General features: G+C 69.4%; 21 protein-coding genes. 13 read left to right on the top strand and 8 right to left on the bottom strand.

The window, feature by feature from the left end:
* Positions 1-21: 21 nt before the first annotated feature.
* Positions 22-1,230 (bottom strand): oxygenase MpaB family protein, encoded by a 1,209-nt coding sequence (locus OG574_RS08255; RefSeq protein ID WP_326772586.1) that lies wholly within the window; start codon positions 1,228-1,230, stop codon positions 22-24.
* A 265-nt stretch (positions 1,231-1,495) separates the two neighbouring features.
* Here OG574_RS08255 and OG574_RS08250 point away from each other — a divergent pair, with 265 nt between their 5' ends.
* From OG574_RS08250 to OG574_RS08230, 5 genes are all read left to right on the top strand, one after another.
* Positions 1,496-3,181: a succinic semialdehyde dehydrogenase gene (locus tag OG574_RS08250; RefSeq protein WP_326772585.1), complete on the top strand. Its 1,686-nt coding sequence runs from the start codon at positions 1,496-1,498 to the stop codon at positions 3,179-3,181.
* 106 nt (positions 3,182-3,287) lie between these two features.
* Complete coding sequence (locus tag OG574_RS08245; RefSeq protein ID WP_326772584.1) at positions 3,288-4,451, top strand: acyl-CoA dehydrogenase family protein; 1,164 nt, start codon at positions 3,288-3,290, stop codon at positions 4,449-4,451.
* Between the two features lie 427 nt (positions 4,452-4,878).
* Positions 4,879-5,823 carry a TauD/TfdA dioxygenase family protein gene (locus tag OG574_RS08240; RefSeq protein WP_326772583.1) on the top strand — a complete coding sequence of 315 codons (945 nt, stop codon included), beginning with the start codon at positions 4,879-4,881 and terminating at the stop codon, positions 5,821-5,823.
* An 84-nt stretch (positions 5,824-5,907) separates the two neighbouring features.
* Entirely contained in the window at positions 5,908-6,576 is a 669-nt protein-coding gene (locus OG574_RS08235) for a class I SAM-dependent methyltransferase (protein ID WP_326772582.1), read from the top strand.
* Between the two features lie 242 nt (positions 6,577-6,818).
* Positions 6,819-7,424 carry a muconolactone Delta-isomerase family protein gene (locus OG574_RS08230; RefSeq protein ID WP_326772581.1) on the top strand — a complete coding sequence of 202 codons (606 nt, stop codon included), beginning with the start codon at positions 6,819-6,821 and terminating at the stop codon, positions 7,422-7,424.
* A gap of 132 nt (positions 7,425-7,556) precedes the next feature.
* On the opposite strand, the gene OG574_RS08225 is transcribed toward OG574_RS08230, so the two are convergent.
* The 3 genes from OG574_RS08225 to OG574_RS08215 all read right to left on the bottom strand — a co-directional run bounded on the left by OG574_RS08225 (position 7,557) and on the right by OG574_RS08215 (position 10,941).
* The gene (locus OG574_RS08225) at positions 7,557-8,942 is read right to left on the bottom strand and encodes an amino acid permease (protein WP_326772580.1); all 1,386 of its coding nucleotides are present in this window, start codon (positions 8,940-8,942) and stop codon (positions 7,557-7,559) included.
* A gap of 178 nt (positions 8,943-9,120) precedes the next feature.
* The gene (locus tag OG574_RS08220; protein WP_326772579.1) at positions 9,121-10,278 is read right to left on the bottom strand and encodes an aminotransferase class V-fold PLP-dependent enzyme; all 1,158 of its coding nucleotides are present in this window, start codon (positions 10,276-10,278) and stop codon (positions 9,121-9,123) included.
* A 126-nt stretch (positions 10,279-10,404) separates the two neighbouring features.
* Positions 10,405-10,941, bottom strand: a complete 537-nt coding sequence (locus tag OG574_RS08215) for a helix-turn-helix domain-containing protein (protein ID WP_326772578.1) — start codon at positions 10,939-10,941, stop codon at positions 10,405-10,407.
* Positions 10,942-11,628: 687 nt separating this feature from the next.
* Between OG574_RS08215 and OG574_RS08210 the strand changes: the two genes are divergently transcribed.
* The 6 genes from OG574_RS08210 (at position 11,629) to OG574_RS08185 (ending at position 17,005) form a co-directional block, all read left to right on the top strand.
* Positions 11,629-12,705, top strand: coding sequence for an ABC transporter substrate-binding protein (locus OG574_RS08210; RefSeq protein ID WP_326772577.1), 1,077 nt, complete (start codon positions 11,629-11,631; stop codon positions 12,703-12,705).
* Positions 12,702-13,574 (top strand): ABC transporter permease, encoded by an 873-nt coding sequence (locus OG574_RS08205; protein ID WP_326772576.1) that lies wholly within the window; start codon positions 12,702-12,704, stop codon positions 13,572-13,574. The genes OG574_RS08210 and OG574_RS08205 overlap by 4 nt, the downstream gene beginning before the upstream one ends.
* The gene (locus OG574_RS08200) at positions 13,550-14,293 is read left to right on the top strand and encodes an ABC transporter ATP-binding protein (protein WP_326772575.1); all 744 of its coding nucleotides are present in this window, start codon (positions 13,550-13,552) and stop codon (positions 14,291-14,293) included. The genes OG574_RS08205 and OG574_RS08200 overlap by 25 nt, the downstream gene beginning before the upstream one ends.
* 122 nt (positions 14,294-14,415) lie before the next feature.
* Entirely contained in the window at positions 14,416-15,240 is an 825-nt protein-coding gene (locus tag OG574_RS08195; protein ID WP_326772574.1) for a TauD/TfdA dioxygenase family protein, read from the top strand.
* A complete protein-coding gene (locus OG574_RS08190; RefSeq protein WP_326772573.1) occupies positions 15,241-15,993 on the top strand; it encodes an MFS transporter in 753 nt (250 codons plus the stop codon). It begins immediately after the preceding gene.
* Complete coding sequence (locus OG574_RS08185; protein ID WP_326772572.1) at positions 15,932-17,005, top strand: LLM class flavin-dependent oxidoreductase; 1,074 nt, start codon at positions 15,932-15,934, stop codon at positions 17,003-17,005. The genes OG574_RS08190 and OG574_RS08185 overlap by 62 nt, the downstream gene beginning before the upstream one ends.
* Positions 17,006-17,156: 151 nt before the next feature.
* On the opposite strand, the gene OG574_RS08180 is transcribed toward OG574_RS08185, so the two are convergent.
* From OG574_RS08180 to OG574_RS08165, 4 genes are read right to left on the bottom strand one after another with little or no spacing between them, the layout of a single operon-like run.
* Positions 17,157-17,399 carry a hypothetical protein gene (locus tag OG574_RS08180; RefSeq protein ID WP_326772571.1) on the bottom strand — a complete coding sequence of 81 codons (243 nt, stop codon included), beginning with the start codon at positions 17,397-17,399 and terminating at the stop codon, positions 17,157-17,159.
* A gap of 40 nt (positions 17,400-17,439) precedes the next feature.
* Positions 17,440-18,603 (bottom strand): winged helix DNA-binding domain-containing protein, encoded by a 1,164-nt coding sequence (locus OG574_RS08175; RefSeq protein WP_326772570.1) that lies wholly within the window; start codon positions 18,601-18,603, stop codon positions 17,440-17,442.
* A 52-nt stretch (positions 18,604-18,655) separates the two neighbouring features.
* Positions 18,656-18,916: a hypothetical protein gene (locus tag OG574_RS08170; RefSeq protein ID WP_326772569.1), complete on the bottom strand. Its 261-nt coding sequence runs from the start codon at positions 18,914-18,916 to the stop codon at positions 18,656-18,658.
* A gap of 20 nt (positions 18,917-18,936) precedes the next feature.
* On the bottom strand, positions 18,937-20,856 hold the full coding sequence (locus tag OG574_RS08165; RefSeq protein ID WP_326772568.1) for a hypothetical protein: 1,920 nt from the start codon (positions 20,854-20,856) through the stop codon (positions 18,937-18,939).
* A gap of 246 nt (positions 20,857-21,102) precedes the next feature.
* On the opposite strand from OG574_RS08165, the gene OG574_RS08160 reads away from it, so the two are divergent.
* The gene (locus tag OG574_RS08160) at positions 21,103-22,101 is read left to right on the top strand and encodes a LacI family DNA-binding transcriptional regulator (RefSeq protein WP_326772567.1); all 999 of its coding nucleotides are present in this window, start codon (positions 21,103-21,105) and stop codon (positions 22,099-22,101) included.
* Between the two features lie 261 nt (positions 22,102-22,362).
* Positions 22,363-24,117, top strand: a complete 1,755-nt coding sequence (locus tag OG574_RS08155) for an alpha-1,3-galactosidase-related protein (protein WP_326772566.1) — start codon at positions 22,363-22,365, stop codon at positions 24,115-24,117.
* Positions 24,118-24,224 lie beyond the last annotated feature (107 nt).

Here is a 24,224-nt window from a genome sequence, read left to right as displayed (position 1 = left end):
GCGCGAGGTCGGTCCGGGTACTCAGGATGTCGGCCTGTTCCCCGTCGGGATCACGATGGGGGTGGTCGTCCCCGAGGAGCCGTTGTTCAGGAACGCCATGGCCAAGGCGCGCACGAACTGGTCGAACACGTAGAAGGCGCCGGGCGCGACGGGTGACAGCCCCTCACGGAACAGGATGAAGGCCGGCCACGCGGTGCGGATCAGTGCCGCCGAGGCGTAGTCGCGCTTCAGCCCCAGCCAGTCGCCGATCTCGTTGCTGAGGACGTAGCGTACGAACTCGTTGAGGAATCCGCGCGTGACGCCCAGGTCGACCTGCGCGGTCAACCCGAGCAGATCCTCGGCCAGTTCGATGCCCTCGGTCGTCGGGGCGAGGATCGGTGTGAGTACCTGCCCCGACTGCGCTTCCGCGTCGGCCCACGACTTGGGGATGTACTCGTCCCGCACGCCGAGCAGGTGCAGGGCGACCTGCCAGCTGTGCAGGAAGGCATCCTGGTCCTCGGCCGAGAACGGGACCTTCCACTCGAGCAGCTTCCTGCGCACGAAGGTGCCCAGGCTGTGGAAGGTGACCAGGATGTCGGCGTTGCTGATCGGGATGCGCTCGTCCGTGACCGCAGTCCAATGGGGTGACTGCGGCAGCAGGTGGCGCACCGCGGCGTGCACCACACGGGTCTTGTTGGCGGTGACCACGAACTGGCCCGTCGGCTCGAAGCCCTTCAGCTGGGCCAGGTCGTAGCCGAACGTGAACGTCTTGGCCGCGCGGTCCTTCATGTTGGCGCCGCCTGCGGACCAGTAGACGCTCCTGGCCTCCCGCGGGATCACGGTGCTCATGATCCCGCTGCCGAGCCCGTAGAGCATGAAGAGGTACGTGTCCTTGCGCCGGTTGAAGTCGGCGGCGCGAGCCAGCTTGCCGGAATCCGCCCAGGAGGGCAGCTTGTTGACCCTCTGCAGGTATCCGGTGAGGTCGGCCGGCAGGCCGCTGGGCAGCGGGTCGTTGTTGTTCACCCATGACGCCATCGCGGTGTTGACCGCCGGAACCTGACCGTTGTCGAAGAGCGAGGCCACCAGCTGGTCCACCTCGTCGTCCCACACGTATTCCGGGTCGGTGCCCCTGCCGGTTCCGGCGACCGAGCCCGTCGGCGACCACGCCCACGCGTTGGTGGTGCTCGTCGCGCTCACGAGGCCCAGCGCGGCACCGAGGGACAGGACTCTTCTGCGGCTGAGATTTGGCATTGACTTGCTCGCTTTCCTGGTAGGACGTGCGGCGCATCTCGCCTTGCATGGAGGTGAGTTGGTGATGCCGGCACGGTTCAAAGCTTGTTCCAGGATGTGATTTCTGATTAACATAGCGAGGTGCGCTGCCGTCGACAAGGGCATCGACGTGACCGACGAGCCGCCGTCGGCTCGGGCCCCGGCCCGCCGGATCCGCACAGGGCGAGCCGGAGGCAGGGCCACGGCATTCCGGCTCGAGCCAGTCCCGTACGACCGAGGAGCCCGCATGACCACGGAGCAGGACCAGATCCCCGCGCCCGACAGCCCAGCGCCCGACAGTCCCGTGCCTTCCAGCCCTGTGCCGAAGAGTTCTCGGCCCACGTGGGTGACGGACGAGTTGATTGCGCAGTGGTGCGCGTGGGTGCGCCGGGACAAGTCGCGTCTCGGGCGCGACAGTGCCGAGCCCGTGACCGCGGTCGCACCGTTCGACCTTGCGCCGATCGCGGCCGTTCCCGCGTGCGCCCCGGAGGACGTCGCGGCGGCGGTGGCCGGTGCCCGGGCGGACCAGCCGGAGTGGGCGGGGACGCCGCTGAGGCGCCGCGGCGATGTGGTACTCGCCTTCCACGACCTGCTGTTGGAACGGCAGGACCAGGTGATCGACCTGATCCAGTGGGAGACGGGCAAGGCGCGGTACCACGCCTGGCAGGAGGTGGCCCAGGTCGCGGCGATCGCCAGACACTACGCACGGCGTGCCCGGCACTACCTGGCCCCCCACCACGTGCGCGGGATGGTGCCCGGCCTGACGAAGGTCAAGGAGGTGCGGGTGCCGAAGGGGGTCGTCGGCGTCATCTCTCCGTGGAACTACCCCCTCTACCTCGGTGTCGGCGATGTGCTGCCGGCCCTGATGGCCGGCAACGCCGTGATCTCCAAGGCGGATTCCCAGACCGCGCTGACCATGCTGTGGACTCGTGCCCTGATGGCGGAGGCCGGGCTGCCGACCGGTCTCTGGCAGATCGTGGCCGGTCCCGGGGCCGCGGTGGGGGCCGCCCTGGTCGACGCCGTCGACTTCGTCTGCTTCACCGGGTCGACCGCCACAGGACGCACCGTCGCGGAACGTGCCGCGCGGCGACTGGTCGGGGCCTCTCTCGAACTCGGCGGCAAGAACCCGCTGATCGTGCGGGAGGACGCGGACGTGGCCGCCGCGGCGGCCGGCACGGTGGTGGCGGCCTTCGCCAACACCGGGCAGATGTGCATCCACATCGAACGCGTCTATGTGCACGAGAAGGTCTACGAAACCTTCCGCGCCGAGCTCGTCCGGGCGACGCGGGCGCTTCGGCTCGGGCGGTCCTACGACTACTCGGTGGACATCGGGTCACTGACGTCGGCGGCGCAGCTCGCGGCTGTCGAGGCACACGTCGACGGCGCGGTGGCCGAGGGGGCGACCGTACTCGCGGGTGGCCGGGCCCGTCCCGACATCGGCCCGCTCTTCTACGAACCGACCGTCCTCGAAGGCGTCACACCCGAGATGGCCGTGTGCGACGAGGAGACGTTCGGTCCGGTGCTCTCGCTCTACGTCTACGGCACGGACAGCGAAGCGGTGGGCCTGGCCAACCAAGGAACCTACGGACTGTCGGCGTCGATCTGGTCGAAGGACTCCCGCGAAGCCGGCCGGATGGCGGTGCGGATCCGCGCCGGGTCGGTCAACATCAACGACGGTGCCGCCGCGGCGGCCGGCAGCATCGAGGCAGGGATGGGCGGCATGGGCGACAGCGGACTCGGCAGGCGCCACGGGGCCGAGGGAATCCGCAAGTACACCGAGAGCCAGACGGTCGCCACGCAGCGGCTCCTGCCGCTCGGACCGGCGCAGGCCGTGGAGAGCTCTGCGGAGACCTCCGTGAAGAGCTCCGTCGAGAGTTTTGTCCGCCGCACCAACGGACAGCTGGGCCTCCTGCGTCGGCTGCGTGTGCGCTGAGCGGCGACATGTCGGCCGTGCGCGCACCATGCCGGGCGTTCCCCCTCCGCGTCCCTCTTGCTCATCTCCTGCCGTATGTACGAGATCAGTCCAGATCGGAGTCCCGATGACAAGTGCGATCTTCGCTGAACGGTCGCTCTACGAGGATGACCACGAACTCCTGCGCGAGACGGTTCGTGCGTTCGTCGACAAGCACGCCACGCCGCACGCCGAGCGGTGGCGGGCCGAGGGCAAGGTCGACCGCGAACTCTTCCAGGAGGCCGCCCGGGCCGGAATCCTCGGCTTCAACATCCCGGAGGAGTACGGCGGCGGTGGGGTCACCGACTTCCGCTTCAACGCGCTGATCGGCGAGGAGTTCTCCCGCCATCCCGCGTCGGACGGCCTCGCCGGAGTAGGGCTGTCCAACGACATCGTCGTGCCCTACTTCACCGGCTTGACCGATGACGAGCAGAAGGCCCGCTGGCTGCCGGGCATTGCTGCCGGGACGCTCATCGTCGCGGTCGCGATGACCGAGCCCGGAACCGGGAGCGACCTGGCCGGCATCGCCACCTCCGCTGTCCGCGACGGCGACGACTATGTGGTCAACGGAAGCAAGGTCTTCATCTCCAACGGTCAGAACGCCGACCTGGTCGTCACCGCCGTACGGACCGGCGCGGACCGCCACGGCGGGATCAGCCTGCTGGTCATCGAGGCCGATCGGCCCGGCTTTTCGCGTGGTCGCAACCTGGAGAAGATCGGCCTGCACGCGCAGGACACCAGCGAGTTGTTCTTCCAGGACGTCCGCGTGCCGGCCGCCAACCTGCTCGGGGAGGAGGGCTCCGGCTTCACAGCGCTGATGCGCAACCTTCCCCAGGAGCGCATCTCGATCGCGGCCAACGCCGTGGCTTCCATCGAGGGCGTGCTGGAGCGGACCGTGGAGTACGTCCGGGAGCGCAAGGCGTTCGGCCGGACCGTCGGCTCCTTCCAGAACACCCGTTTCCAACTGGCCGACATGGTCACCACCGCCCGTGTGGGCCGCACCTACATCGACGAACTGCTCTCCAGGCACTCCCGCGGCGAACTGAGCGCCGTAGAAGCCGCGTCGGCGAAGTTCTGGGCCACGGAGCATTACGTCGACATCGTCGGGCGCTGCCTGCAACTGCACGGCGCTTACGGCTACATGCTCGAATACCGCATCGCACACGACTACCTCGACTCGCGTATCACCACCATCTACGGAGGCACCACGGAGATCATGAAGGAGATCGTCGCCCGCGACCTGGGTCTGTAGCACCCGCCCCGTCGCTGTGGAACGCGCCGGCTGCGGCGGTCGCTCGTTCGCGGGCCTCGGGGGCAGGGCCGTCCTGAGCCGTCGCCACCAGCACGTCGCACCCCTCCGCTTCCGTTGCGCGGATCTCCGCAGTAGGGAGGCCTGGTGTCGGCCCGCAGGTCTCTGCGTTAGGGTGGCCGACATGCACACGCACTCGAACTTCCGTGAGGATGAGCCGCAGCACAGCGGCCCCCGCGGTGAGTGCGCGCCCCGCGGGTACGGCTTTCTGCGCCGCCGCGGCCGGGTGGGTTCGCCCCCGGCGTCTTCCTGTCGCTGAATCCGCCGTAGGCCTCCGTATTCGGGCCTGAGCTTTCCCGTACCGGTTCCCGGAAACGTCGCATCGCGCCGTCCGCCGCCGGCCCCCTGTTGAGCTTCCAAGGAGTTCGCCATGTCGCTCACCCATGACGTTGCCCCCGCATCAGCCCTGCGCGACCACCGCATCCCCGCCGACGGCTTGTACGAGGGCAGCCGCATCCTGAATCGCCTGCCGGACGGTGTGCGGGAGCGGCCGTACGAGCGGTTCGAACTCGTTCCGCAGGGCCGCGTCATCGGAGCGGAGATCCGCGGCCTCGACCTCTCGCGGCCCGTGTCCTGCGCGGTGCGCGAGGAACTGAACCGCGCGCTCCTCGAATGGAAGGTGCTCTTCTTCCGTGGCCAGCACCTGACCTCCGACGCGCAGCGCCAATTCGCGCGTAACTGGGGTGAGTTGGAGACCAATCCGCTGCTTGCTCCCGGTGACGCCGACGACGTGGTCCGCTTCGACAAGTCGGCCGGTGCCGTTCCCACCTACGAGAACGTCTGGCACACGGACGTCACCTTCCGTGAACGCCCGGCCCTGGGTGCCGTGTTGCAGCTGCGGGAGGTGCCGCCGATGGGTGGCGACACGATGTGGGCGGACATGGCGGCCGCCTACGACAACCTGCCGGTCGAGGTGCGCGAGCGGATCGACGGCGCGAGTGCCGTCCACGACTTCCTGCCGGGCTTCGCGCGTTTCTACGCGCCGGAACAACTGGCCCCGTTCCAGGAGCAGTTGCCGCCGGTCCAGCACCCCGTGGTGCGTCGACACCCGGAGACCGGACGCCGGATGCTGTTCGTCAACACCTCCTTCACCACCCGGATCATCGGCCTCGAGCGCCCGGAGAGCGATCGCCTGCTCCGGCTGCTCTTCCAGCAGGCCCACGTCCCGGAGTTCCAGGTGCGGTTCCGCTGGCAGGCGGGCGACGTCGCCTTCTGGGACAACCGCGCGACCCAGCACTACGCCGTCAACGACTACGCGCCGTACCCCCGGGTCGCGGAACGCGTGGCGATCGCCGGGGACCGTCCGTTCGGCTGAGCAGCGCGCGGCGGCGTTACCGGGGTGTGTGCCGGATGACCGTTGAGCGGTCTCCGGCACCGCAGGCCGCCCTATGGTTGGCTGATGCGCGCACGCCATACTGACCGCCCAGCCGATCTCGACGTGGTCCGTGAGTCCTATGACCGGGTGGCTGACAACTACGCCCACATGGTGGTGACGACGGGAGTCGGTGACATCCGTAGCCATCCATGGCTCAAGGCGTCGATCGACGCCTTCGCCGACACCGTGAGCGAGCTCGGGCCCGTGCTCGATGTCGGCTGCGGACCAGGCACGGTGACCGCCTACCTCGCCGAACGCGGACTCGACGTGTCCGGAGTCGACCTCTCGCCCCGCATGATCGAAAACGCCCGCCGTCTTCATCCGCAATGCCGCTTCAGCGTCGCCTCTGCCACCGACCTCGACCTTGAAGAAGCGTCTCTTGGCGGCGTACTCGGGTGGTGGTCACTGTTCAACCTCCCTCGCGACGTCCTTCCTCAGGTCCTCGCCCTGTTCGCGCGCGCCCTGAAGCCAGGCGGCCACTTCATCACCGCAACACACGTCGGCGACGAAGACGCGGTGCGCACCGAGGCCTACGGAGGGGTCCCCGTTCGTTGGACCACGCACAAATGGCGGCCGGAACAGCTCGTGGACCTGATCGAGCAAGCCGGCCTGTGCCCGGTCGCCGAACTTCGGCTCCCCGCAGATGAGCAAAGCGGGCCTGGCCTGGTCATCATGGCCAAGCGCCCTGCCTGAGGACCAGGCGCGCCGGCGGTGGGACAGGGATCGTGCCGGGCCCGGTCACCTGGCGCCTACCGCTGTCTTCCCGTTCGGATACTCCCCAGGGGCTCCCCAACGGATGCGATCGACCGCCACGCGCGAGACGGTGGATCCAGGTGGCGGTTCCGTGTCTCCGCGATGCCCGGGACGCCGGCGACCGGTCCCTACCAGGTCTCGTCCGACCCGCACCGCAGCCCCGGCTGAGAGGAGCATCGGCCATGGAACATCTCGTCACCATGACCACCCATGTCCCGGAGGGGACCTCGCAGGCGGAAGTCGACGAGGTCCGCACCCGCGAGGCCGCGCACTCCCGCAGGCTTGCCGAACAGGGGCAGTTGCTGAGGCTGTGGCGCCCGCCTCTGCAGCCGGGGGAGTGGCGCACGCTCGGACTGTTCGCCGCGCAGGACGCCGTGCACCTGGAGGATGTCCTGTCCTCGATGCCGTTGCGTGTGTGGCGGAGCGACGAGGTCACACCTCTGACGCCGCACCCGAACGACCCGGGGCAGGCCTCCACCGGTGCATCGGGTGCCGCCAAGGAGTTCCTGGTGGCCTTCGCCCCGGCCGCGACCGAGGACGGCACCTCCCAGGCGCTGAGGGACGCCACCGCAGCGGAAGCGGTCCGTGCGAAGGAGTTGGCCGGGCAGGGACACCTGGTGCGGCTGTGGAAGACGCCTGGCGAGCGCCGCGCGCTCGGCCTGTGGCGCGCCCGGGACGCCGCCGAGATGCAGACAGTGCTGGACTCACTTCCCCAGGCCCCGTGGCTCTCCATGGAGACGACGCCGCTGAGTGAGCACCCCAGTGACCCGGGGGCGGTCAGGAGCTGACGGCTGCCTCGTCCGGACGGCGCGAGGAAAGCAGCGCTCCCGGGCTTCGGCGATGACCTTCTCGACCATCTCCACCTGGCATCGAAGACCTGTCGCGGGCGTACACCCGTGACACTGTCCACAGCCCCCTTTTCAGGGGGTCCGACCCTCCGGCGGCAGCGTGCTGTCCGGCAACGGCTCCGCCGTCTCGTGGCGCCGAGCACCGAAGCGGTACACGACGACGAGCAGCGCGAAGAACGGCAGGCCGGCCTTCCAGGAGTCCTCCAGGCCCTCGATGAACGCCGTGGAGACCAGGATCGCCGCCAGCGCGAGGGCCGCCGCGACGGTGGTGAACGGAGCGCCGCGCAGCCGGGCCGGCGAGGAGGGGAGGTCGTGGCGGACGCGGTGGCGGCGGAACATCAGGTGCGTGGCGAGGATGAGGATCCACACGACGAGCGCCCCGAACACCGAGATGCCGAAGAGCAGGACGTACGCCGTGTCCTCGGAGTGGACCGAGAGGATCGCGGCGGCACCCAGGCCGAGTCCGGAGACGGCGAGCGCTCGGTGCGGGACTCCGCCGCGGCCCACCCGTGCGAACATCCGAGGCGCGTGCCGGTCCACCGCCAAGGAGTGGATCATGCGGGTGGCCAGATAGGTGTTGGCGTTGGCGCTGGAGAGCGCCGCGGTCAGTACCACGAAGTTCATGATGCCCGCGGCGGCCGGGATCCCGGCGACGTCGAAGAGCTGGACGAAGGGGCTCGCCGTGACGTCTCCGCCCGCCGCCGTGCGCGACCACGGCACCACGGTGACCACCACCGCCATGGCCAGAACGTAGAAGAGCGCGAGGCGCACGACCATCCGGCGGGCGGCACGCGGGATGTCTCGCACCGGGTTCTCGGACTCGGCGGCGGTCACCGCGATGATCTCGGTGCCGATGTAGCTGAAGATCACGAAGACGAAGGCGGTGCCCAGACCGCTCAGGCCGTGCGGAAGGAGACCGCCGGGCCCCGAGAGGTTCGAGGTGCCGGCCGCCTCGTGGCCGGGCAGGCCGAGGAAGACGTAGGCGCAGCCGAGCAGGACGAAGACACCGATCGCCGTGATCTTGATGGTGGAGAACCAGTACTCCAGGCGGCCGAACACCCCGACGGTCAGCGCGTTCGCGGCCAGGAGCAGTAGCGAGAACGCCACCACCGGTGCCCACAGCGGCAGTTCGGGCCACCAGAATCGGACGTAGATGCCGCCGGCGATGACCTCGCCGCCGATCGCGATCACCTGGATCGTCCAGTAGGTCCAGCGGATCACGAAGCCGGCCAGCGGGCCCAGATAGTGGCGGCCGATGGTGCCGAACGAGCCGGTCGCCGGGTGTACGGCGGTCATCTCGGCCAGCGCCCAGCCGATCACCAGGGCGATCAACGCGCAGAGCACGTACGCGATCACGGCGGCGGGCCCCGCAGCGGAGATGGCGAGACCCGAGCCGAGGAACAGACCGGTACCGATGGCACCGCCCAGACCCATCATGCTGAGCTGACGTCCAGTCAAGGACCGTTTCAGACCATGGTCCTGCCTGTCCTGCCTGCCTCGGCCGTCTTGCCGGTCCTGACCGTTCTCGCCGTGGCGCTGATGCGGGCCAGTGGTGGGGGAGGGGGCGGCCGTTGGGCTGCTTCCGGCGTCGTCGGGCATGTCACTCGCTCCGTGGGGTGCGGTGTTCCTGGACGTGCTACTGGATGTGCTGCTGGGCCCGTATCTCACCGAGCGCGTCGATCAGCGCGTCGACGTCGGACGTGTTGTTGTAGTAGTGGAATGAGACGCGGAGCAGGGTGCCGCGCGGGCTGGTCACGATGCGGCGCTCGGCGAGCGCGGCCGCGAGCGCGTCCGGGGCGGGGTCGGCGATCGCCACCTGCGGGCCGCGCAGTTCCGGGTCGGCGGGCGAGGCCGACGTCTCGCCGATCTCGGTCAGGCGCGCGTGGGCGTACGTGGTGAGCGCGCCGACGTGCGCCTCGATGTCCCTCGGGTCGACGTCGGCCAGGGTGCGAAGCCCGGCCGCGGCGGCGTACGCGGAGGGGATCGACGGGGTGCCGGTCTCGAAGCGGCGCGCGGTGTCCGGGAAGTCGAGGGAGCGCGGGTCGAACGCGAAGGGGTCAACTCGGCCGAACCAACCGGTGAGTTGAGGATCCATGTCATCGCGCAGCCCGCCGCGTACGTAGAGGAACGCGATGCCGGGGACGCCGAGCAGATACTTCAGCGCACCGCACACCAGGTAGTCGCAGTCCAACTCCCGCACGTCCACCGGGAGTACACCCAATCCCTGGTACGCGTCGATGAATACTCGTGCGCCGACCGCGTGTGCCGCTCGGACCGTCTCGGTAACCGGCAGCCGGGCGCCGTTGCGGTAGGAGACCAGCGGCACGGAGACCAGGTTGGTCGAGTCGTCGATCGCGGCGGCGTAGTCCTCGGCGGGGACGGCCCCTTCCCGTTCCGGGACATGGCGCACCCGAGCGCCGCGTCGCTCCTGCGCCAGCCAGACGTGGGCGATGGACGGGAACTCCATGTCCGTGGTGACCAGGCCGGGGCGGCGCGACCAGTCCAGCGTGGACGCCACCTGGTAAGCGCCCTCGGAGGCGCAGCCGACGACCGCGATCTCGTCCGGCTGCGCGCCGATACGGGCGGCGAAGGCGGCGCGGGCGGCGTCCACTTGGGCCATCCACTCGCCCCAGGGTGCGCCCTGGCTGCGCATGGACCACTGGAACTCCTGCAGCGCCGTCAGCACGTGCTCGGATGCCGCGCCCTGGCTGCAACTGGCCAGGTGGACGGTGTCCTTGAGGGAGGGGAACCGGGCACGGAAACGCTCGGCGGCGTCGAGTGGCGCGATGGACACGTGGTGGCTCGCATTTCAATCACAGTGAAATTGTTCAGTGTGGGTGATCGAAGCAGCCGAGTCATGTGCCCGTCAATGGGTGGGTGGCCGGCCGTCGCTCTGGGGTCGGCCGTCAACTTCTGAGGGTCACCGGCTCGGCGGTGTCACGCTCACCAGGAAGCGTGCGGGTTCGCTGCCCTCGTTGACGTAGCGGTGCGGAAGGCGGGAGTCGAAGGTGCAGCTGTCCCCGGGCCTCAGCTCTTGGCGGTCGTCGCCGGCCTCGACGACCAGACTGCCGCTCAGCACCACCACGCACTCCTCCGAGGGGTGGCTGTAGCGCTCCTCCGAGGACGTGCCTCCCGGTTCCAGCGCGCCCTCAAGTACCTCGAGGTGTGCGGAGCCGGCCGAGACACGTGTGTACTCGATCCCGCCCTGCGGCGAACGCACCACGATCCGGCGGTCGCGCCGCACCAGAGCGACGGCGTCCGGCTCGTCCTGCCGGAACAGGTCGAAAAGGGGGAGTCCGAGAGCGGTGGAGAGCCTGCGCAGCGTCGCCAGGCTGGGATCGGTCAGGCCGCGTTCGACCTGACTGACCAGACCGGTCGACACCCCGGCGCGCGAGGCCAGGTCCCGTACGGTCATCTTGCGGGACTGGCGCAGCTCGCGTATCCGGTTGCCGATCACGCGGTGAGGGTAACTCAGCCGCCTTCACGCGGGCGGAACGGTGCCTCGCCCTCACGTGACTCCCGGAGGCGCAGCATCGGCCGGCGGCCGTCGACCACGATCTCCGGGTCGGCGTCGACGACCGTCATCCTGCCGCCGCTCGCTTCTTCGAGCTACTCGCCGGTTCCGGTGCTGGTGCCGCCGATTCCGGCATCGGTGTACTCGGGCGGCAACGGCAGCCCGTACGTGGAGAGCGGCGGCCACATCCGGCACCCGCAGACGGTCGATGACGTCCGGCCCGATTCCTGTCGGACGGCGACAAGGGCCGGGAACCCGCCGGCGCGCACATGGCATGGCCATGAAGGGGGTATTGCAGCGCGATGACAGTCAACCCCCCTCTCTTGAAGGGAGCTTGGCCGGTGGATAGCTTCGGTGGCATGAGGATCTGCAGGCGGTTCCGGAAGCGGCGGGCCATCGATCTGATGCGCGTCGCCACCGCGGTGTGTAGCTGACCTCCTCTCTGCGCTGAGCCGGGCCGCTCGGCGCCCCGCCGCACCCGCTCGATACCGCGGTGTGTGGCCGACCTCCTTGCTGCGCTGAGCCGAGTGCTCGGCGCCTCGCCGCACCGCACCCGCTCGATTCCCATTTCACGCCTCCCCTCCCTTTCGCCCTGCGCTGAGGCGTGCCCCTCGTCCCGTGAAGGCACGAATGTCCCCACGTACCGCCATGCCCGCATCCCTGCGCGTCGGCGCGATGACCGCAGTCGCCGTATCCCTTCTGCTGACCGCGTGTGTGAACAACACGCAATCCACGGCTACCAGCGAGAACGTCGCGGCGAAGAAGATTCCGGCCAAGGTCGCCGCCGACACCTCTCTGGCCGTCGGCGCGCCCGATCTCAAAGTCGCCCTGGAACTGTCGGGTCAGATCCACAAGCTGCCCTTCAACGTGAAGTGGGCCAATATCAGCGGCGGCCCGCAATGCTCCGAAGCCTTCCGGGCCGACGCGCTCGACATCTGCTCGGCGGCGGAGATTCCGTCGATCAACGCCCACTGGACGGGCCTGGACACCAAGCTCGTGGCGGCGAAGTTCCGCAAGGATCCGACCGCGTACCCGATCTACGAGCTGGGGATCGCTCCGGGCGCTCACATCAAGACTCTCGCCGACCTTCGCGGGAAGAAGATCGCCTACAGCCCCGGGCAGGCGCAGGGGGCTCTCGTGCTGCGGATCCTGAAGAAGGCCGGTCTCACCCAGCAGGACGTCGACCTCGTCGAACTTGCCAGTACCGGTGACGTCTACCCCACCGCTCTGGGAAATCGTCAGGTGGATGCCGCGCCTATCGGCGACGTCAATATCAAGCGCTATCTGACGAAATACGGCAGGGACGGCGGCACGACCATCAAGCACGGTCTCCGCGACGACCCGGGGCACTTGTGGGCGCTCACCGATTCAGTGAGCAATCCGCAGAAGTCCGCTGCCGTAAGAGAACTCATCACGTTCTGGGCCCGAGCCCAGATCTGGATCGACGAACATCCGAAGCAGTGGATCGACGGCTACTACGTCAAGGACCAGGGGCTGAGCCGTGAGGACGGTGAATACCTCGTCGAAAGGTCCGGCCACCCGGACTTTCCCGCGGACTGGACGGGCGCCATCGAGCGCCAGCAGCAGACCGTGGACCTGCTGGCGCGGGAGCAGAAGCACAAGGCCTTCGACGCGGGGATCCTCTTCGACCGGCGATACGAGCGCGTAGCCGCCGACGCCGTTGCCGGTGAAAGGAAGACACCATGAGCACCACGGCTTTCGACCAGAGGGCGGCGACCGCGACCGTGACGGCGACGGACGACGCCGCGGTCTCCTCTCCTCGCCTTCGCCCACGGGCACGCAAGAGGCTGGGGCCGGGCCGCCGCATCCCCTACGGCTGGGCGCTCGGCCCGCTGCTGCTCCTCGCGGTGTGGGCGGCCGGCTCCGGCACCGGACTCATCGACGCCCGCAGTCTGCCCGCACCCTGGACCATCGCCGGCACCGCGGGCGACCTCATCGCCGACGGCAGGCTGCAGTCCAACTTCGCGACCTCCGCCTGGCGCGCCCTGCTCGGCCTGGTCTTCGGCACGGCCGCGGGTCTGCTGCTCGCGCTCGTCTCCGGACTGAGCCGCCTCGGCGAGGGGATCGTCGACGGGCCGGTGCAGATCAAGAGGGCGATCCCCTCGCTGGCACTGATCCCTCTGCTCGTCCTCTGGTTCGGCATCGGCGAGACGATGAAGGTCATCACGATCGCGCTCGGCGTCTTCGTCCCGGTCTACATCCACACGCACAACGGGTTGCGCTCCATCGACAGCCGCTATTCCGAACTCGCCGAGACGGTGCGGCTGAGCAGGATCCAGTTCGTCCGGCATGTCGTCCTGCCGGGTGCGCTGCCCGGGTTCCTGCTGGGGCTGCGGTTCGCGGTGACCGCCGCCTGGCTGGCGCTGGTCGTCGTCGAGCAGGTCAACGCCACCAGCGGCATCGGCTACATGATGGAGCTCGCGCGGACCTACGGACAGACGGACGTGATCATCGTCGGCCTCGTCGTGTACGGACTCCTCGGGCTCGTCTCCGGCGCCCTCGTACGGCTCGTCGAGAGGAGGACCCTGTCATGGCGGCGGACGCTGGCGGGCTGACCGCGGCCGAGGACCGCACGACGGTCCGCATCAAGGATCTGGTACGCACGCTCGGCGGGCGCCGCGTGCTCGACGACCTCGAACTGGGCATCGCCCCAGGTGAGTTCGTGGCCCTGCTCGGACGCAGTGGCTCCGGCAAGAGCACCCTGCTGAGGGCGCTGGCCGGCCTCGACCACGGCGTGGCGGGAAGCGGTGAACTGGCCGCCCCCGATGACGTGTCAGTGGTCTTCCAGGACGCGCGGCTGCTGCCGTGGAAGCGGCTGCTCGAGAACGTGGTTCTGGGCCTGCCCGGCCCGGACGCCGAACAGCGGGGCCGCACCGCCCTCGCCGAAGTCGGCCTCGAAGGCCGCGAGCGGGCCTGGCCCGTCGAGCTGTCCGGCGGCGAGCAGCAGCGGGTGTCGCTCGCCCGCTCTCTCGTCCGTGAGCCCCAACTCCTGCTCGCGGACGAGCCGTTCGGGGCGCTCGACGCCCTCACCCGCATCCGGATGCACACGCTGCTGCGGCAGCTGTGCGAGCGACACCGGCCCGCCGTGCTGCTGGTCACCCACGACGTCGACGAGGCCATCGCCCTGGCCGACCGGGTGGCTGTCCTCGACGAGGGCCGGATCGCGGTCGACATCCCGGTCGACCTCCCCGCGCCGCGCAGACACGGCGGCCCGGAGTACGCGGCACTGCGGGACCGCCTGCTCGCCCGCCTCGGCGTGGAAGCAGCCGGCTGACCGCCCCCGACCGGGGGAGCCCAGCACGTTTCACCCCGGCCGCCGACTGACCGCCCCCGACCAGGGGCCCAGAACGTTTCAGCCCCGGCACGACCCGCACCGTACAAAGAGGAGAAGAAGCCATGACCACCGTCGCCACTTTCGACATCCTCAGGGCAGGACCGCGCTTCGGCGCGGAGATCGCCGGCGTCGACTTGACGGCCCCCGTCGACGAGACCACCGCCGACGCACTGCGGCAGGCCTTCCAGGACCACAAGGTGCTGGTGTTCCGCGGCCAGCACCTGACACCCAATCAGCACGTCGCCGCCGTGCGGATCTTCGCCGAACCCTTCGACCACCCGACCGCCGTGAAGGACGATGCCAACCCGCTGGTCTACCCGTACAACGTGCGGCGGACCGGCAAGGCCAGCACCTGGCACATCGGCGGCCTGTGGCGTGACCCGGTCTTCGCCATCGAGTCGCTGACGTACGAGGTGGTGCCCGAGCTGGGCGGCCACACGCTGTGGGCGGACCTGCAGGCGGCGTACGACGATCTGTCGGAGCCGTTCAAGGAGCTCTTGGAGTCCGTGAGCGCGGTGTACGACGGCAACGCGGAGAACTACGCGCAGGGCAGCAAGAGGACCGCGAGCGGACCGCCCGTCGAGCACCCCGTCGTCCTGGCCCATCCGGCCACCGGCCGCAAGGGCCTGTTCCTCAGCACCTCGGCGATCGGCCTCACCGGCGTGAACCCCGCGGAGAGCAAGGTGCTGCTCGACCACCTGCTGCGGCACGCCTCCTCGCCGAACTACACCATCCGCTTCGGCTGGCAGCCCGGCGACTTCGTTCTCTGGGACAACCGCGCCACCTGGCACTACGCCGTCGACGACTACGGCGACGGGGCGCGCGTCTACCGCAAGGTCATCGGCGTGGAGCCGGAGGCGGGCCGCGCGCCGGGGGCTCGTCCCTGAATGCTCCCGGGAGAAGACCGCGCCGCCCGGCGCGTGCTGATGGTCTGCCTGGCCGCGGGCGCGACGACCTTGCTGGACCAGGCAGTTCTGAACATCGCGGTGCCGAGGATGCGGCGGTCCCTCAGGGCGGGCGTCGGCGACGTGCAGTGGATCGTGGCCGGATACTCGCTGGCTTTCGGTCTGGCGTTCGTCCCGGGTGGCAGCCTCGGCGACGCGCACGGGCGCAAGCGGTTCCTCCTCGCCGGCGTGGCCGTCTTCCTCCTCGCGGGGGCGACGGCCGCGTCCGGCGGTGGGCCCGGCACACTGATCGCCGCGCGACTGGTACAAGGCGCCGCTGCGGGGCTCGTCAACTCCGAGGTGATCGGCACCCTGCAGATGGCGCGGTCGATAAGCGGCAGCGGTCTGCCTCAGCGCGGTCCCGGCGGTGTGTCTCCACTCCGCGCCGCTGCCCCCCCGGGAGGCAACGGTCCCCGATCCGCGTACGCCCTCGCCTCGTGTGTCTGCGCCGGGCTGCTCGCGGTGGCTCTCGTGCTGTCACGACTGCGTGGGGCCGCGCTGAAAGAAGCCCTCCACAGCTCCCGGAAAGAACTCGAACTCGCGACGCTTCAGGGCCACTTGCTCCCACACACCGTTACCGGACGGCTCCCCGCCGACCCGCCACCGCCCTACCGCCCTAACGACGATCGGAAGCATGATGACCCCGCAATTCCTCTGGTACATCCCCAACACCGTCCAGCCGGGACACCGCGGTGACGACACCACATCCGGCTGGGGGTCCATCGAGTACTCGACCGAACTCGCCCGCACGGCGGAAGCCCACGGCTGGGACGGCGCCCTGCTCGGCACCGGATGGGGACGCCCGGACACCTTCACCGTCGCCACCGCCCTGGCCGCGCGCACCACGACGTTCAAGCCCCTGATCGCCGTCCGCCCCGGCTACTGGCAGCCCGCGAACTTCGCCAGTGCGGCCGCCACTCTCGACCAGCTCAGCCGCGGCCGCGTCCTGGTCAACATCGTCAGCGGCCTGGACACCCCGGCCGCCTACGGCGACACCACCGTCGACCCCGCCGCGCGTTACGCCCGCACCCAGGAGTTCCTGCACCTCGTACGCCGCCTGTGGACCGAGGAAAACGTCACCTTCCACGGCGAGCACTTCCAGGTCACCGGCTCCACGGTCAGCCCGAGCCCCTACGCCACCGCCGAGCGGGCCCATCCGACCCTCTACTTCGGCGGCGCGTCCGAAGCCGCCGAACGCGTCTCGGCGGCCGAGGCCGATGTGCAGCTCTTCTGGGGTGAGCCGCTCGACGGATTCGCCGAACGCATCGCCCGCCTGCAGGAGTTGAGCGGGCAGGTGGGGCGCCGCCATGTGCCGCTGGAGTACGGCCTGCGGATCACCACCGTCGTACGCGACACCACGGAGGAGGCGTGGCGCGCGGCGGAGGAGAAAGTTGCGAAAATGGCGGCCGACGCGGGCGAGATCGACACCTGGACGGGCAACCGCAGAACAGCGGTCGGCCAACGGCGGCTGCTCGACCTCACCGAACGCGGCGAGGTCCTCGACACCTGCCTGTACACCGCGCCGGGCAGGTTCGGCGGTGGGGGAGCGGCCACCACGTGGCTCGTCGGCTCACCCGACGACGTGGCTGCGGCGCTCAACGCCTACCGTGCGCTCGGCATCACGCACTTCGTGCTGTCCGACACCCCCTACAAGGAGGAGACCAGCCGGATCGGTGACCAACTGCTGCTCAGGCTGCGGGAAGCGTGAAGGCAGGCAATCCGTCATCACCTGGGTCACGGCCCTCCCAGGCGACCAGCCCGCCAGGCGGCAAAAGCGTGGCCCGTCGACGAAGAGCGAGGTGTGCCGGGCTCCGGGCTTCACGGAGCTCGAGAACGCGCCCGTCAATCGGTAAGGGCACTTACCCTTCCTCAGCCTTTGCCGCGGGCCGCTCCTGCTGCCCGGGAAGTTCGGGAGTCGTGTTGACGATCTCGTGGGCCGGCACCCCGTGCTCGTACAACAGCGCCACCAGGCGGAGTTTCTCCTCCGCCTCCGCCTCCGCCTCCGCCTCCGCCTCCGCCTCCGCCTCCGCCTCCGCCTCCGCCTCCGCCTCCGCCTCCGCCTCCGCCTCCGCCTCCGCCTCCGCCTCCGTCTCGGTGAGCACCCGAGGCTCCGGCGCTACACAATGTTGGAGATGACGGTGTCTAAGCGTGCGGCCCTACCGTCACCTCTCCCACCGTCAACTCCACCGCTCCTTCTGCCACTTCGCCGATGCGTGTTGTCTGCCGTTCCAGCTCCTCCAGCTGCCCGGCCGTCAGCTTCTCCAGCGGCTCCACGGTGACCGTGATGCGCTTGCCCGAACGGCGTTGGTGCCACACCCCGGCCACTGCCCCGTCCACCAGCAGCAGCGGATAGTTGCCGGCCTGGCCGCCCGCCAGAGCGCGCTCGAAGGCCCTTCCCGGGAAGAGTAGTTCGCGCGGTTGCGAGGCGATCCCGAAGGCGTCGAAGTAGGGGAGGAGCCGCACCCCTTCAGCCCCTTCTCCCGCCCCCGGGAACTCGGTGTCCCCGGCCGCCACCCACGCCTCCCCGACTCCCTCGAAGTCGACCTCCTCGATCTCCCCGCCCCGGGCCAGCTCCCCGAAGAGTGCATTCGCCCAACCTCTCGGTGCGGCCAGCCACTTGGCGAAATGCTGCGGGGTGGCCGGGCCGTACGCGTACAGGTAGCGGCGTACGAGCTCGGAGAGCGCCGCGTTCTGCTCCATCGGGACCGCGCCGGGGTTCGTGTACGTCACCTTCCGCCCCCGGTTCGGTCCGAAGGCGAGTACCCCGCGGTGCGCCGCCGTGTGCATCACCTGCCGCCAGCGCGGCCACATGGCCTGGAAGGCGGGAACGACGGGGTCACCGGCCCAGGCCCCGGTCCGCGCCACGATGGCCGCCGTCAGCTCGTCGGCGGTCAACTCCGTGCCGGACAGAGCCTCTCCGGCGGCCGCTACGACCGCGTCGGTCTGTGCCGCTGTGAGCCGGATGTCCTTGGAAAGCTGACCTGCCCGGCCGGGGATCGCGGAGAGCGCGCCGGTCCACATCGGCACGTCCGTAGCGGCCAGCAGATGTACGGTGCCGCGCGGGCCGTACGTCTTGACCAGTGACCGCTCCTCCCACAGTGCACGACGCACATCGGCGCGCGTCGCCCCTTCGACACGCAGACCGAGGGAGAGCTCGGCGGCCGACAGCACCTGGGCGTGCGCGCCCAGCATTACGCCGGCGAGCAAAGGGGTGGCGGTGGGGGAGACGGGGACCGGTGAGGCCAGGCCCTGGCGCTCGATACGGCGGGCGTTCGCCCCGGGCCAGCTCACGGTGGGTGTCGGCATGACCTGACGCTAACCCTCATTTAGGTCAGAAGCAGTCCGCTTTGAGCGCTGACTACGGCAGTTCCGTACGTGGTGGCCGGCCCACCAACCAGCAACCCGGTCGCGTGGGTTGCCAGGCTTGCGCGGGCCAGCGGGGGTCATCGGCCCGCGTGACACGCCCACCAGCCGCCGCGCCGAGACGGCCGACGCCCACCCAGCCGTGCCGGGTGGCGAGCCGGCCGGCGAAGTGCTCGGCGAAGTTGCTCGTCGCCCCGGTCACCAGCGCGGTCTCTCCCGCGAGCTTCGCCATGGTCCACTCCGTCGTGCGGTCCATGGATCCGCGGAGCGTTCGCCTCAGTCGGTCACCTGTACCACCGCTGTGGTGCCCGCCCGCACCGTCGGCGTCGCGTACGTGTATGTCACGCCGTCGACTGTCTTGCTGCGCACCCGCTGCGGGACGCCGTTGACCGTGATGTTCTTGTGGACTCCGGGGAAGCGGGCCTCCCAACGGTAGGCGCTCTTGGGTGCGTTGTTCGTCAGCGTGGTCTTCGTCGCGCCGTCGTGCCGCACGGTGATGCTGCCCGTTCCGATGGGTACGTCCGCGGTCTGGAGCCACTTCATGCCGGAGGGCAGCCGCGACTGGGTGGTCACTGTGTGGTTCGGTGCGTCCGGTGTGATGCCCATCAGGCCCTGAACGGTCTGGCTGACCAGGGTGAACGACACCTCGGGGTAGTCGCCGTTGGGCCCCTGGCTGGAGTTGACGTGCTGGAGCTCCCGCTCGCCGTAGATCTTCTTCATCCACGTCCACGCCGTGTCGTTGCGGTTGTTCTTGAAGAACATGTCGGGCAGGTACGTCGTCGACTCGATGTTGGTCGATCCGTCCGGGCCCAGTTCCTGCGCCTGGATGTAGTCGAGATAGGCGTCGTTGCGCGGGCCGGGATCGAGGATCTGCTTCATCGGCATGAACACGCTGTTCTCCTTGCCCCAGCCGGTGACCGGCGTGCCGGACAGGGTGTACGCGCGGACCATGTCGGCGCCGCTTCCGGTGCCGCTCCAGTCGTCGTTGAAGTAGGTCTTCAGGTCGGCGGCACGCCGGTCGAACGTCCTGGCAAGGGCGGTGTCCCCCTTGCCGCGGGCGAGCGTGGCCATCGCCAGATACGCCTGGCACTCCGCGGCGATGCCGTCCCCGGCCTCGGCGAGACCGTCGCCGTCCTGCTCGTTGTAGCTGGCGGCGCCGGCGAAGATGCCGTTGCCCGTGCCCTCGGCGACCTTGACCTTGCCGTTGGGCCTGGCCGAGTTGTGCAGGTCGATGAACTCCTCGGTGGCGTGCCGGTAGAAGTCCCACAGCGCCGGGTCGTCCACGTATCGCCGGTCGCCGGTCCAGAGGTATGCCTGGGCAGCCTTCTCCACGAGTTCGAAGGTGGCCGGTACCTCGCGCACGAAGTTGTCCGGGCTCTTGTAGTCGATGCTCAGGTACGTCCTGGCGTCGAAGTTGAGGGACCACACCGGGAAGTACTTGTGCTCGGCGGTGGCCGACGCCGCGTACGAACGGAGCATCGTCTCGTTCTCGGCGTCGAGGCCGAGGAGGTGGGCCCCGGCGAGCTGGTGGGTCATGTCGCGGGAGTAGTAGGCGCTGCGGTTGGCGTATCCGGCCCAGTAGGTGGGCGCGTACGGCGCGGTGCCGGTGCCGCCGGTCTGGTTCTCGTCGACGTTGACCGGGCCCGTCGTGCCGGGCAGCTGCACCCAGCTGTTGGCCTTCCTCTTGGCCCAGTTGAACATCTCGGCGGCCTCGGGGTCGGACGAGGTGACCTCTGGGTCGGCGGGGGCGGCGGGGGAGATCATCAGGTCGTCGGCGTTGACCCAGGCGCTGCCGGAGCCGAATTCGATCTGCAGCCGGTCGCCGGTTCTCAGCTCGACGCGGCTGATGGTGTACCGGGCGTACGCGCGACGCTCGGGCAGGGTGATCGTCTGGACGGTCTCGCCGTTGCGCCGGACCGTGTACGTGCCGCCGGTGCCGGCGCTCCCGATCCACGCGGAGAAGTCGTAACTGCCGTTCCGGGGCGCGACGGTGGTCAGCTCGGCGCTCTTGCCGGCTCCGGCGTCGAGGTAGAGGAAGCGGGCGCCGCCGTGCGAGTTGCCGGCGCCGACCCCGGTGCCCGGGCCGAAGGTCCAGCCCGTACCGCCGTTCTCGAAGCCCGGGTCCTGGACGGAGAGTTGGGGACGGGAGGCGGCAGAGGCGGACGTGTCCGCCGCTGCCGACAGTGCGGGGGCCATCGGCGTGAGCAGAGCAACAGCGGTAAGCAGCGCGAGCCTTGAGGGCTTCAACGGGTCTCCCGGGTCTTCGGTCACGGCGAGTGGGCGGGCGGCCGAGTGGTGGCGGCAAGCTAACAGGGGCCGAAGAGCGGGTTCAACGGGCATGCACAAGAAACATGGAAGACCTGCAGACCGACTGCTATGTTGCGTGGCATATCGATCTGAAAACTTTCATTGGAATTCTGCAAGTTGGGCCGGAGGGAAGCGATGAAGGTCGGCATCACCGAGGTCGCGGTGCGGGCGCAGGTGAGCGAGGCCACGGTCAGCCGGGTCGTCAACCGGCGCCAGGGCGTGTCGCGCAAGACCCGTGAGGCGGTCGAGCAGGCGATGGCCGACCTGGGTTACGAACGGCAGACGCGGGGTCAGCTCGTCGCGGTCATCACCGAGCTCGTCTCCAACCCGTTCTTCGCCGACGTCTGCGAACGGATCGAGTCCACCCTCGCCCCGCACGGCCTGAAGACGGTCCTGTGCCCGTGCTTCCCCGGCGGGGTGCAGGAGTTGGACTTCGTGACCTCCCTCGCCGACCGGGGCGTCGCCGCCGTCGTGTTCCTCTCGGCGAGCAACACGATCGAGGGCGCGGACCCGGAGGTGTACGAACTCCTGCGCTCCCGCAGGATCCCGTTCGTGGGCGTCAACGGTCAGTTCGAGGGCGTGGGTGAGGCGCCGGTCTTCTCCACCGACGACCTGCTGGCCGCCGAACTCGCTGTCGACCACCTCTTCCGGCTCGGTCACCGCCGTATCGGCATGGCATCGGGACCGGTCGGCAACCGCCCGGCCGACCGCCGCGTCAGCGGCTTCGTCGCCTCGCTCGCCAGACGCGGTGTCGAGGACCCGGAGCAGTGGGTGGTCCGGCAGTCCTACACGGTCGAGGGCGGCCAGTCCGCCGCGATCTCGCTCCTCGGCCGCGGCGCCACGGCCGTCGTAGCCGCCAGCGACTACATGGCCCTGGGCGCGATCCGCGGCGCGCGCCGTCAGGGGTACGACGTCCCGGGCGACGTGTCGGTGGTGGGCTACGACGGCGCCATGATCATGGACTTCGTCGACCCCCCGCTCACCACGGTCCGTCAGCCGGCCGACCGCCTGGCCTCGGAGGTGGCCCGCAGCGTCCTCGCCCTGGTCGGCAACCGCGACGTCCCCGTCGGCGAGCTCCTCTTCGACCCCGAACTGGTGATCCGCGCGAGCACGGCGGCGCCGAAGGCGGAGTGAGGCGCCGGACGTCGGTACGAGTCGCGACCGTGCGTCCAGACCATTGACCTAGACATCGGTTCTATGGACACTCTGCTCGGAGATTCGACCGGACAACCGGCCGCAACTCCCCTAATCCATCGGGTGTTTCGTGCTCATGGATGCTCCGGAGGGGCTATGCCAAAGTCTCGGTTCTTGTTTCTCGGCTTGGCGCTCGCGTTGTTCGGAGGCGCCGCCGGTCCTGTCGCCGCAGCGCCCGGCGCGAGACCGGTGGTGGTCGACGTGGACGACTACGGAGCCGACCCCACGGGGCGGACGGACTCGACGCCCGCTGTCACCGCGGCGCTGCGGCACGCCAGGAGCATCGACCGGCCGGTCAGGATCGTGTTCTCGCAGGGCACCTACCAGCTGTACCCCGAGCGGGCCGAGAAGCGTGAGCTGTACGTGTCCAACACCGTTGGCGCCGACCAGCGTTACCGGGACAAGAAGATCGGGCTGCTCGTCGAGGACATGCACTACGTCACCCTCGACGGCGGCGGTGCCAAGCTCGTCTACCACGGCCTGCAGACGGCGTTCGCGTCGATCCGCTCGACCGACGTGACGTTCACGAACTTCTCCTTCGACTACGCGGCCCCCGAGGTCATCGACGCGACCGTCGCCGACACCGGTGTCGCGGACGGGCACGCCTACCGCGTCCTGAAGATCCCCGCCGGCAGCCCGTACCAGGTGAACGGCACGCACATCACCTGGCTCGGCGAGAAGAGCCCGGCCACCGGGCAGCCGTACTGGTCGGGCGTCGACGGACTCCAGTACACCCAGATCCACGACCCCAAGGCCGAACGGACCTGGCGCGGAGGCAATCCGCTCTTCAACGACGTCGCCGCGGTCACCGACCTCGGTGGCCGTCGGATCCGGATCGACTACACCACCGCGGCCCGGCCGGCGGACGCCGGGCTCGTCTACCAGATGCGCCTCATCGAGCGGACGGAGCCGGGCGCTTTCATCTGGCAGTCGAAAAACGTCACGATGCGCTCGATGAACGCCTACTACCTCCAATCCTTCGGCGTGGTGGGGCAGTTCAGCGAGAACATCTCCATCGACAAGGTGAACTTCGCGCCCGATCCGAAGTCCGGCCGGTCGACGGCCTCCTTCGCGGACTTCGTGCAGATGTCCGGCGTCAAGGGGAAGGTCTCGATCACTCGGAGTCTCTTCGACGGCCCGCACGACGACCCGATCAACATCCACGGCACCTACCTCGAAGTCGTGGGGAAGCCCGGGCCGAACACCCTCACCCTCGCCTACAAGCACCCGCAGACCGCCGGATTCCCGCAGTTCGCCCCGGGCGACGAGGTCGAGTTCACCACCAAGCGCACGATGGCCCCGCCGGCGGACGCGCACGCGAAGGTCACCGCGGTCGACGGGCCCAGCGGGACGGACCACGACAAGCCGCTGACCACGATGACCGTCACCTTCGACCGGCCGGTGCCCGACGGGGTCGAGACCGGCGGCACGGTCGTCGAGAACATCACGGCCACCCCGTCGGTCGTCATCTCCGGCAACGTGTTCCGCAACGTACCGACCCGCGGCATTCTGGTCACCACCCGCAAGCCCGTACTGATCACCGGCAACCGGTTCGACGCGATGTCCATGGCCAGCATCTACGTCTCCGCCGACGCCTACCAGTGGTACGAGTCCGGGCCGGTCGCCGACCTCACGATCCGAGGGAACTCGTTCACGCGGCCCAGTGGTCCGGTCATCTTCGTGGAACCGACCAACCAGGTCGTCGACCCCGCGAACCCGGTGCACCACAACATCTCGGTCGAGCACAACTCGTTCGACATCGGAGACGTCACCGTTGTCGATGCCAAGAGTGTCGGTGGTTTCGCCTTCACCGGAAACACCGTCCGGCGGCTGGACGCGGCAGACCAACCGCCGTACACCTCACCGCTGTTCGTCTTCCACGGCAGTTCGGGCATCCGGATCGCACACAACCACTACGACGAGGGCCTCAACACGGATTGGCAGGCCAACGGCTGATCCCGGTTGTCGAGTTGGACACTGCCCCCGGGGCGAGGCGGGCCCAGCACCAGCCTCGCCCCGGGGGCCTGCTGACCGACATGAGCCGGCCGCATGACCCCGGTGAC

Origin of the sequence: Streptomyces sp. NBC_01445 (assembly GCF_035918235.1) — a bacterium.
In the GTDB taxonomy this organism is placed as follows: domain Bacteria; phylum Actinomycetota; class Actinomycetes; order Streptomycetales; family Streptomycetaceae; genus Streptomyces.
Note: the sequence above shows the minus strand (reverse complement) of the source record. Positions and strands in the feature narration are given on the sequence as shown.

Coding starts and splice junctions, on each gene's coding strand:
- OG574_RS08195 (WP_326772574.1), top strand. CDS start 14,416: ATGACCACCGTCGCCACTTTCGACATCCTCAGGGCAGGACCGCGCTTC.
- OG574_RS08255 (WP_326772586.1), bottom strand. CDS start 1,230: ATGCCAAATCTCAGCCGCAGAAGAGTCCTGTCCCTCGGTGCCGCGCTG.
- OG574_RS08210 (WP_326772577.1), top strand. CDS start 11,629: ATGTCCCCACGTACCGCCATGCCCGCATCCCTGCGCGTCGGCGCGATG.
- OG574_RS08235 (WP_326772582.1), top strand. CDS start 5,908: ATGCGCGCACGCCATACTGACCGCCCAGCCGATCTCGACGTGGTCCGT.
- OG574_RS08160 (WP_326772567.1), top strand. CDS start 21,103: ATGAAGGTCGGCATCACCGAGGTCGCGGTGCGGGCGCAGGTGAGCGAG.
- OG574_RS08200 (WP_326772575.1), top strand. CDS start 13,550: ATGGCGGCGGACGCTGGCGGGCTGACCGCGGCCGAGGACCGCACGACG.
- OG574_RS08165 (WP_326772568.1), bottom strand. CDS start 20,856: ATGGCCCCCGCACTGTCGGCAGCGGCGGACACGTCCGCCTCTGCCGCC.
- OG574_RS08250 (WP_326772585.1), top strand. CDS start 1,496: ATGACCACGGAGCAGGACCAGATCCCCGCGCCCGACAGCCCAGCGCCC.
- OG574_RS08185 (WP_326772572.1), top strand. CDS start 15,932: ATGATGACCCCGCAATTCCTCTGGTACATCCCCAACACCGTCCAGCCG.
- OG574_RS08230 (WP_326772581.1), top strand. CDS start 6,819: ATGGAACATCTCGTCACCATGACCACCCATGTCCCGGAGGGGACCTCG.
- OG574_RS08190 (WP_326772573.1), top strand. CDS start 15,241: ATGCTCCCGGGAGAAGACCGCGCCGCCCGGCGCGTGCTGATGGTCTGC.
- OG574_RS08240 (WP_326772583.1), top strand. CDS start 4,879: ATGTCGCTCACCCATGACGTTGCCCCCGCATCAGCCCTGCGCGACCAC.
- OG574_RS08170 (WP_326772569.1), bottom strand. CDS start 18,916: ATGGACCGCACGACGGAGTGGACCATGGCGAAGCTCGCGGGAGAGACC.
- OG574_RS08205 (WP_326772576.1), top strand. CDS start 12,702: ATGAGCACCACGGCTTTCGACCAGAGGGCGGCGACCGCGACCGTGACG.
- OG574_RS08175 (WP_326772570.1), bottom strand. CDS start 18,603: ATGCCGACACCCACCGTGAGCTGGCCCGGGGCGAACGCCCGCCGTATC.
- OG574_RS08245 (WP_326772584.1), top strand. CDS start 3,288: ATGACAAGTGCGATCTTCGCTGAACGGTCGCTCTACGAGGATGACCAC.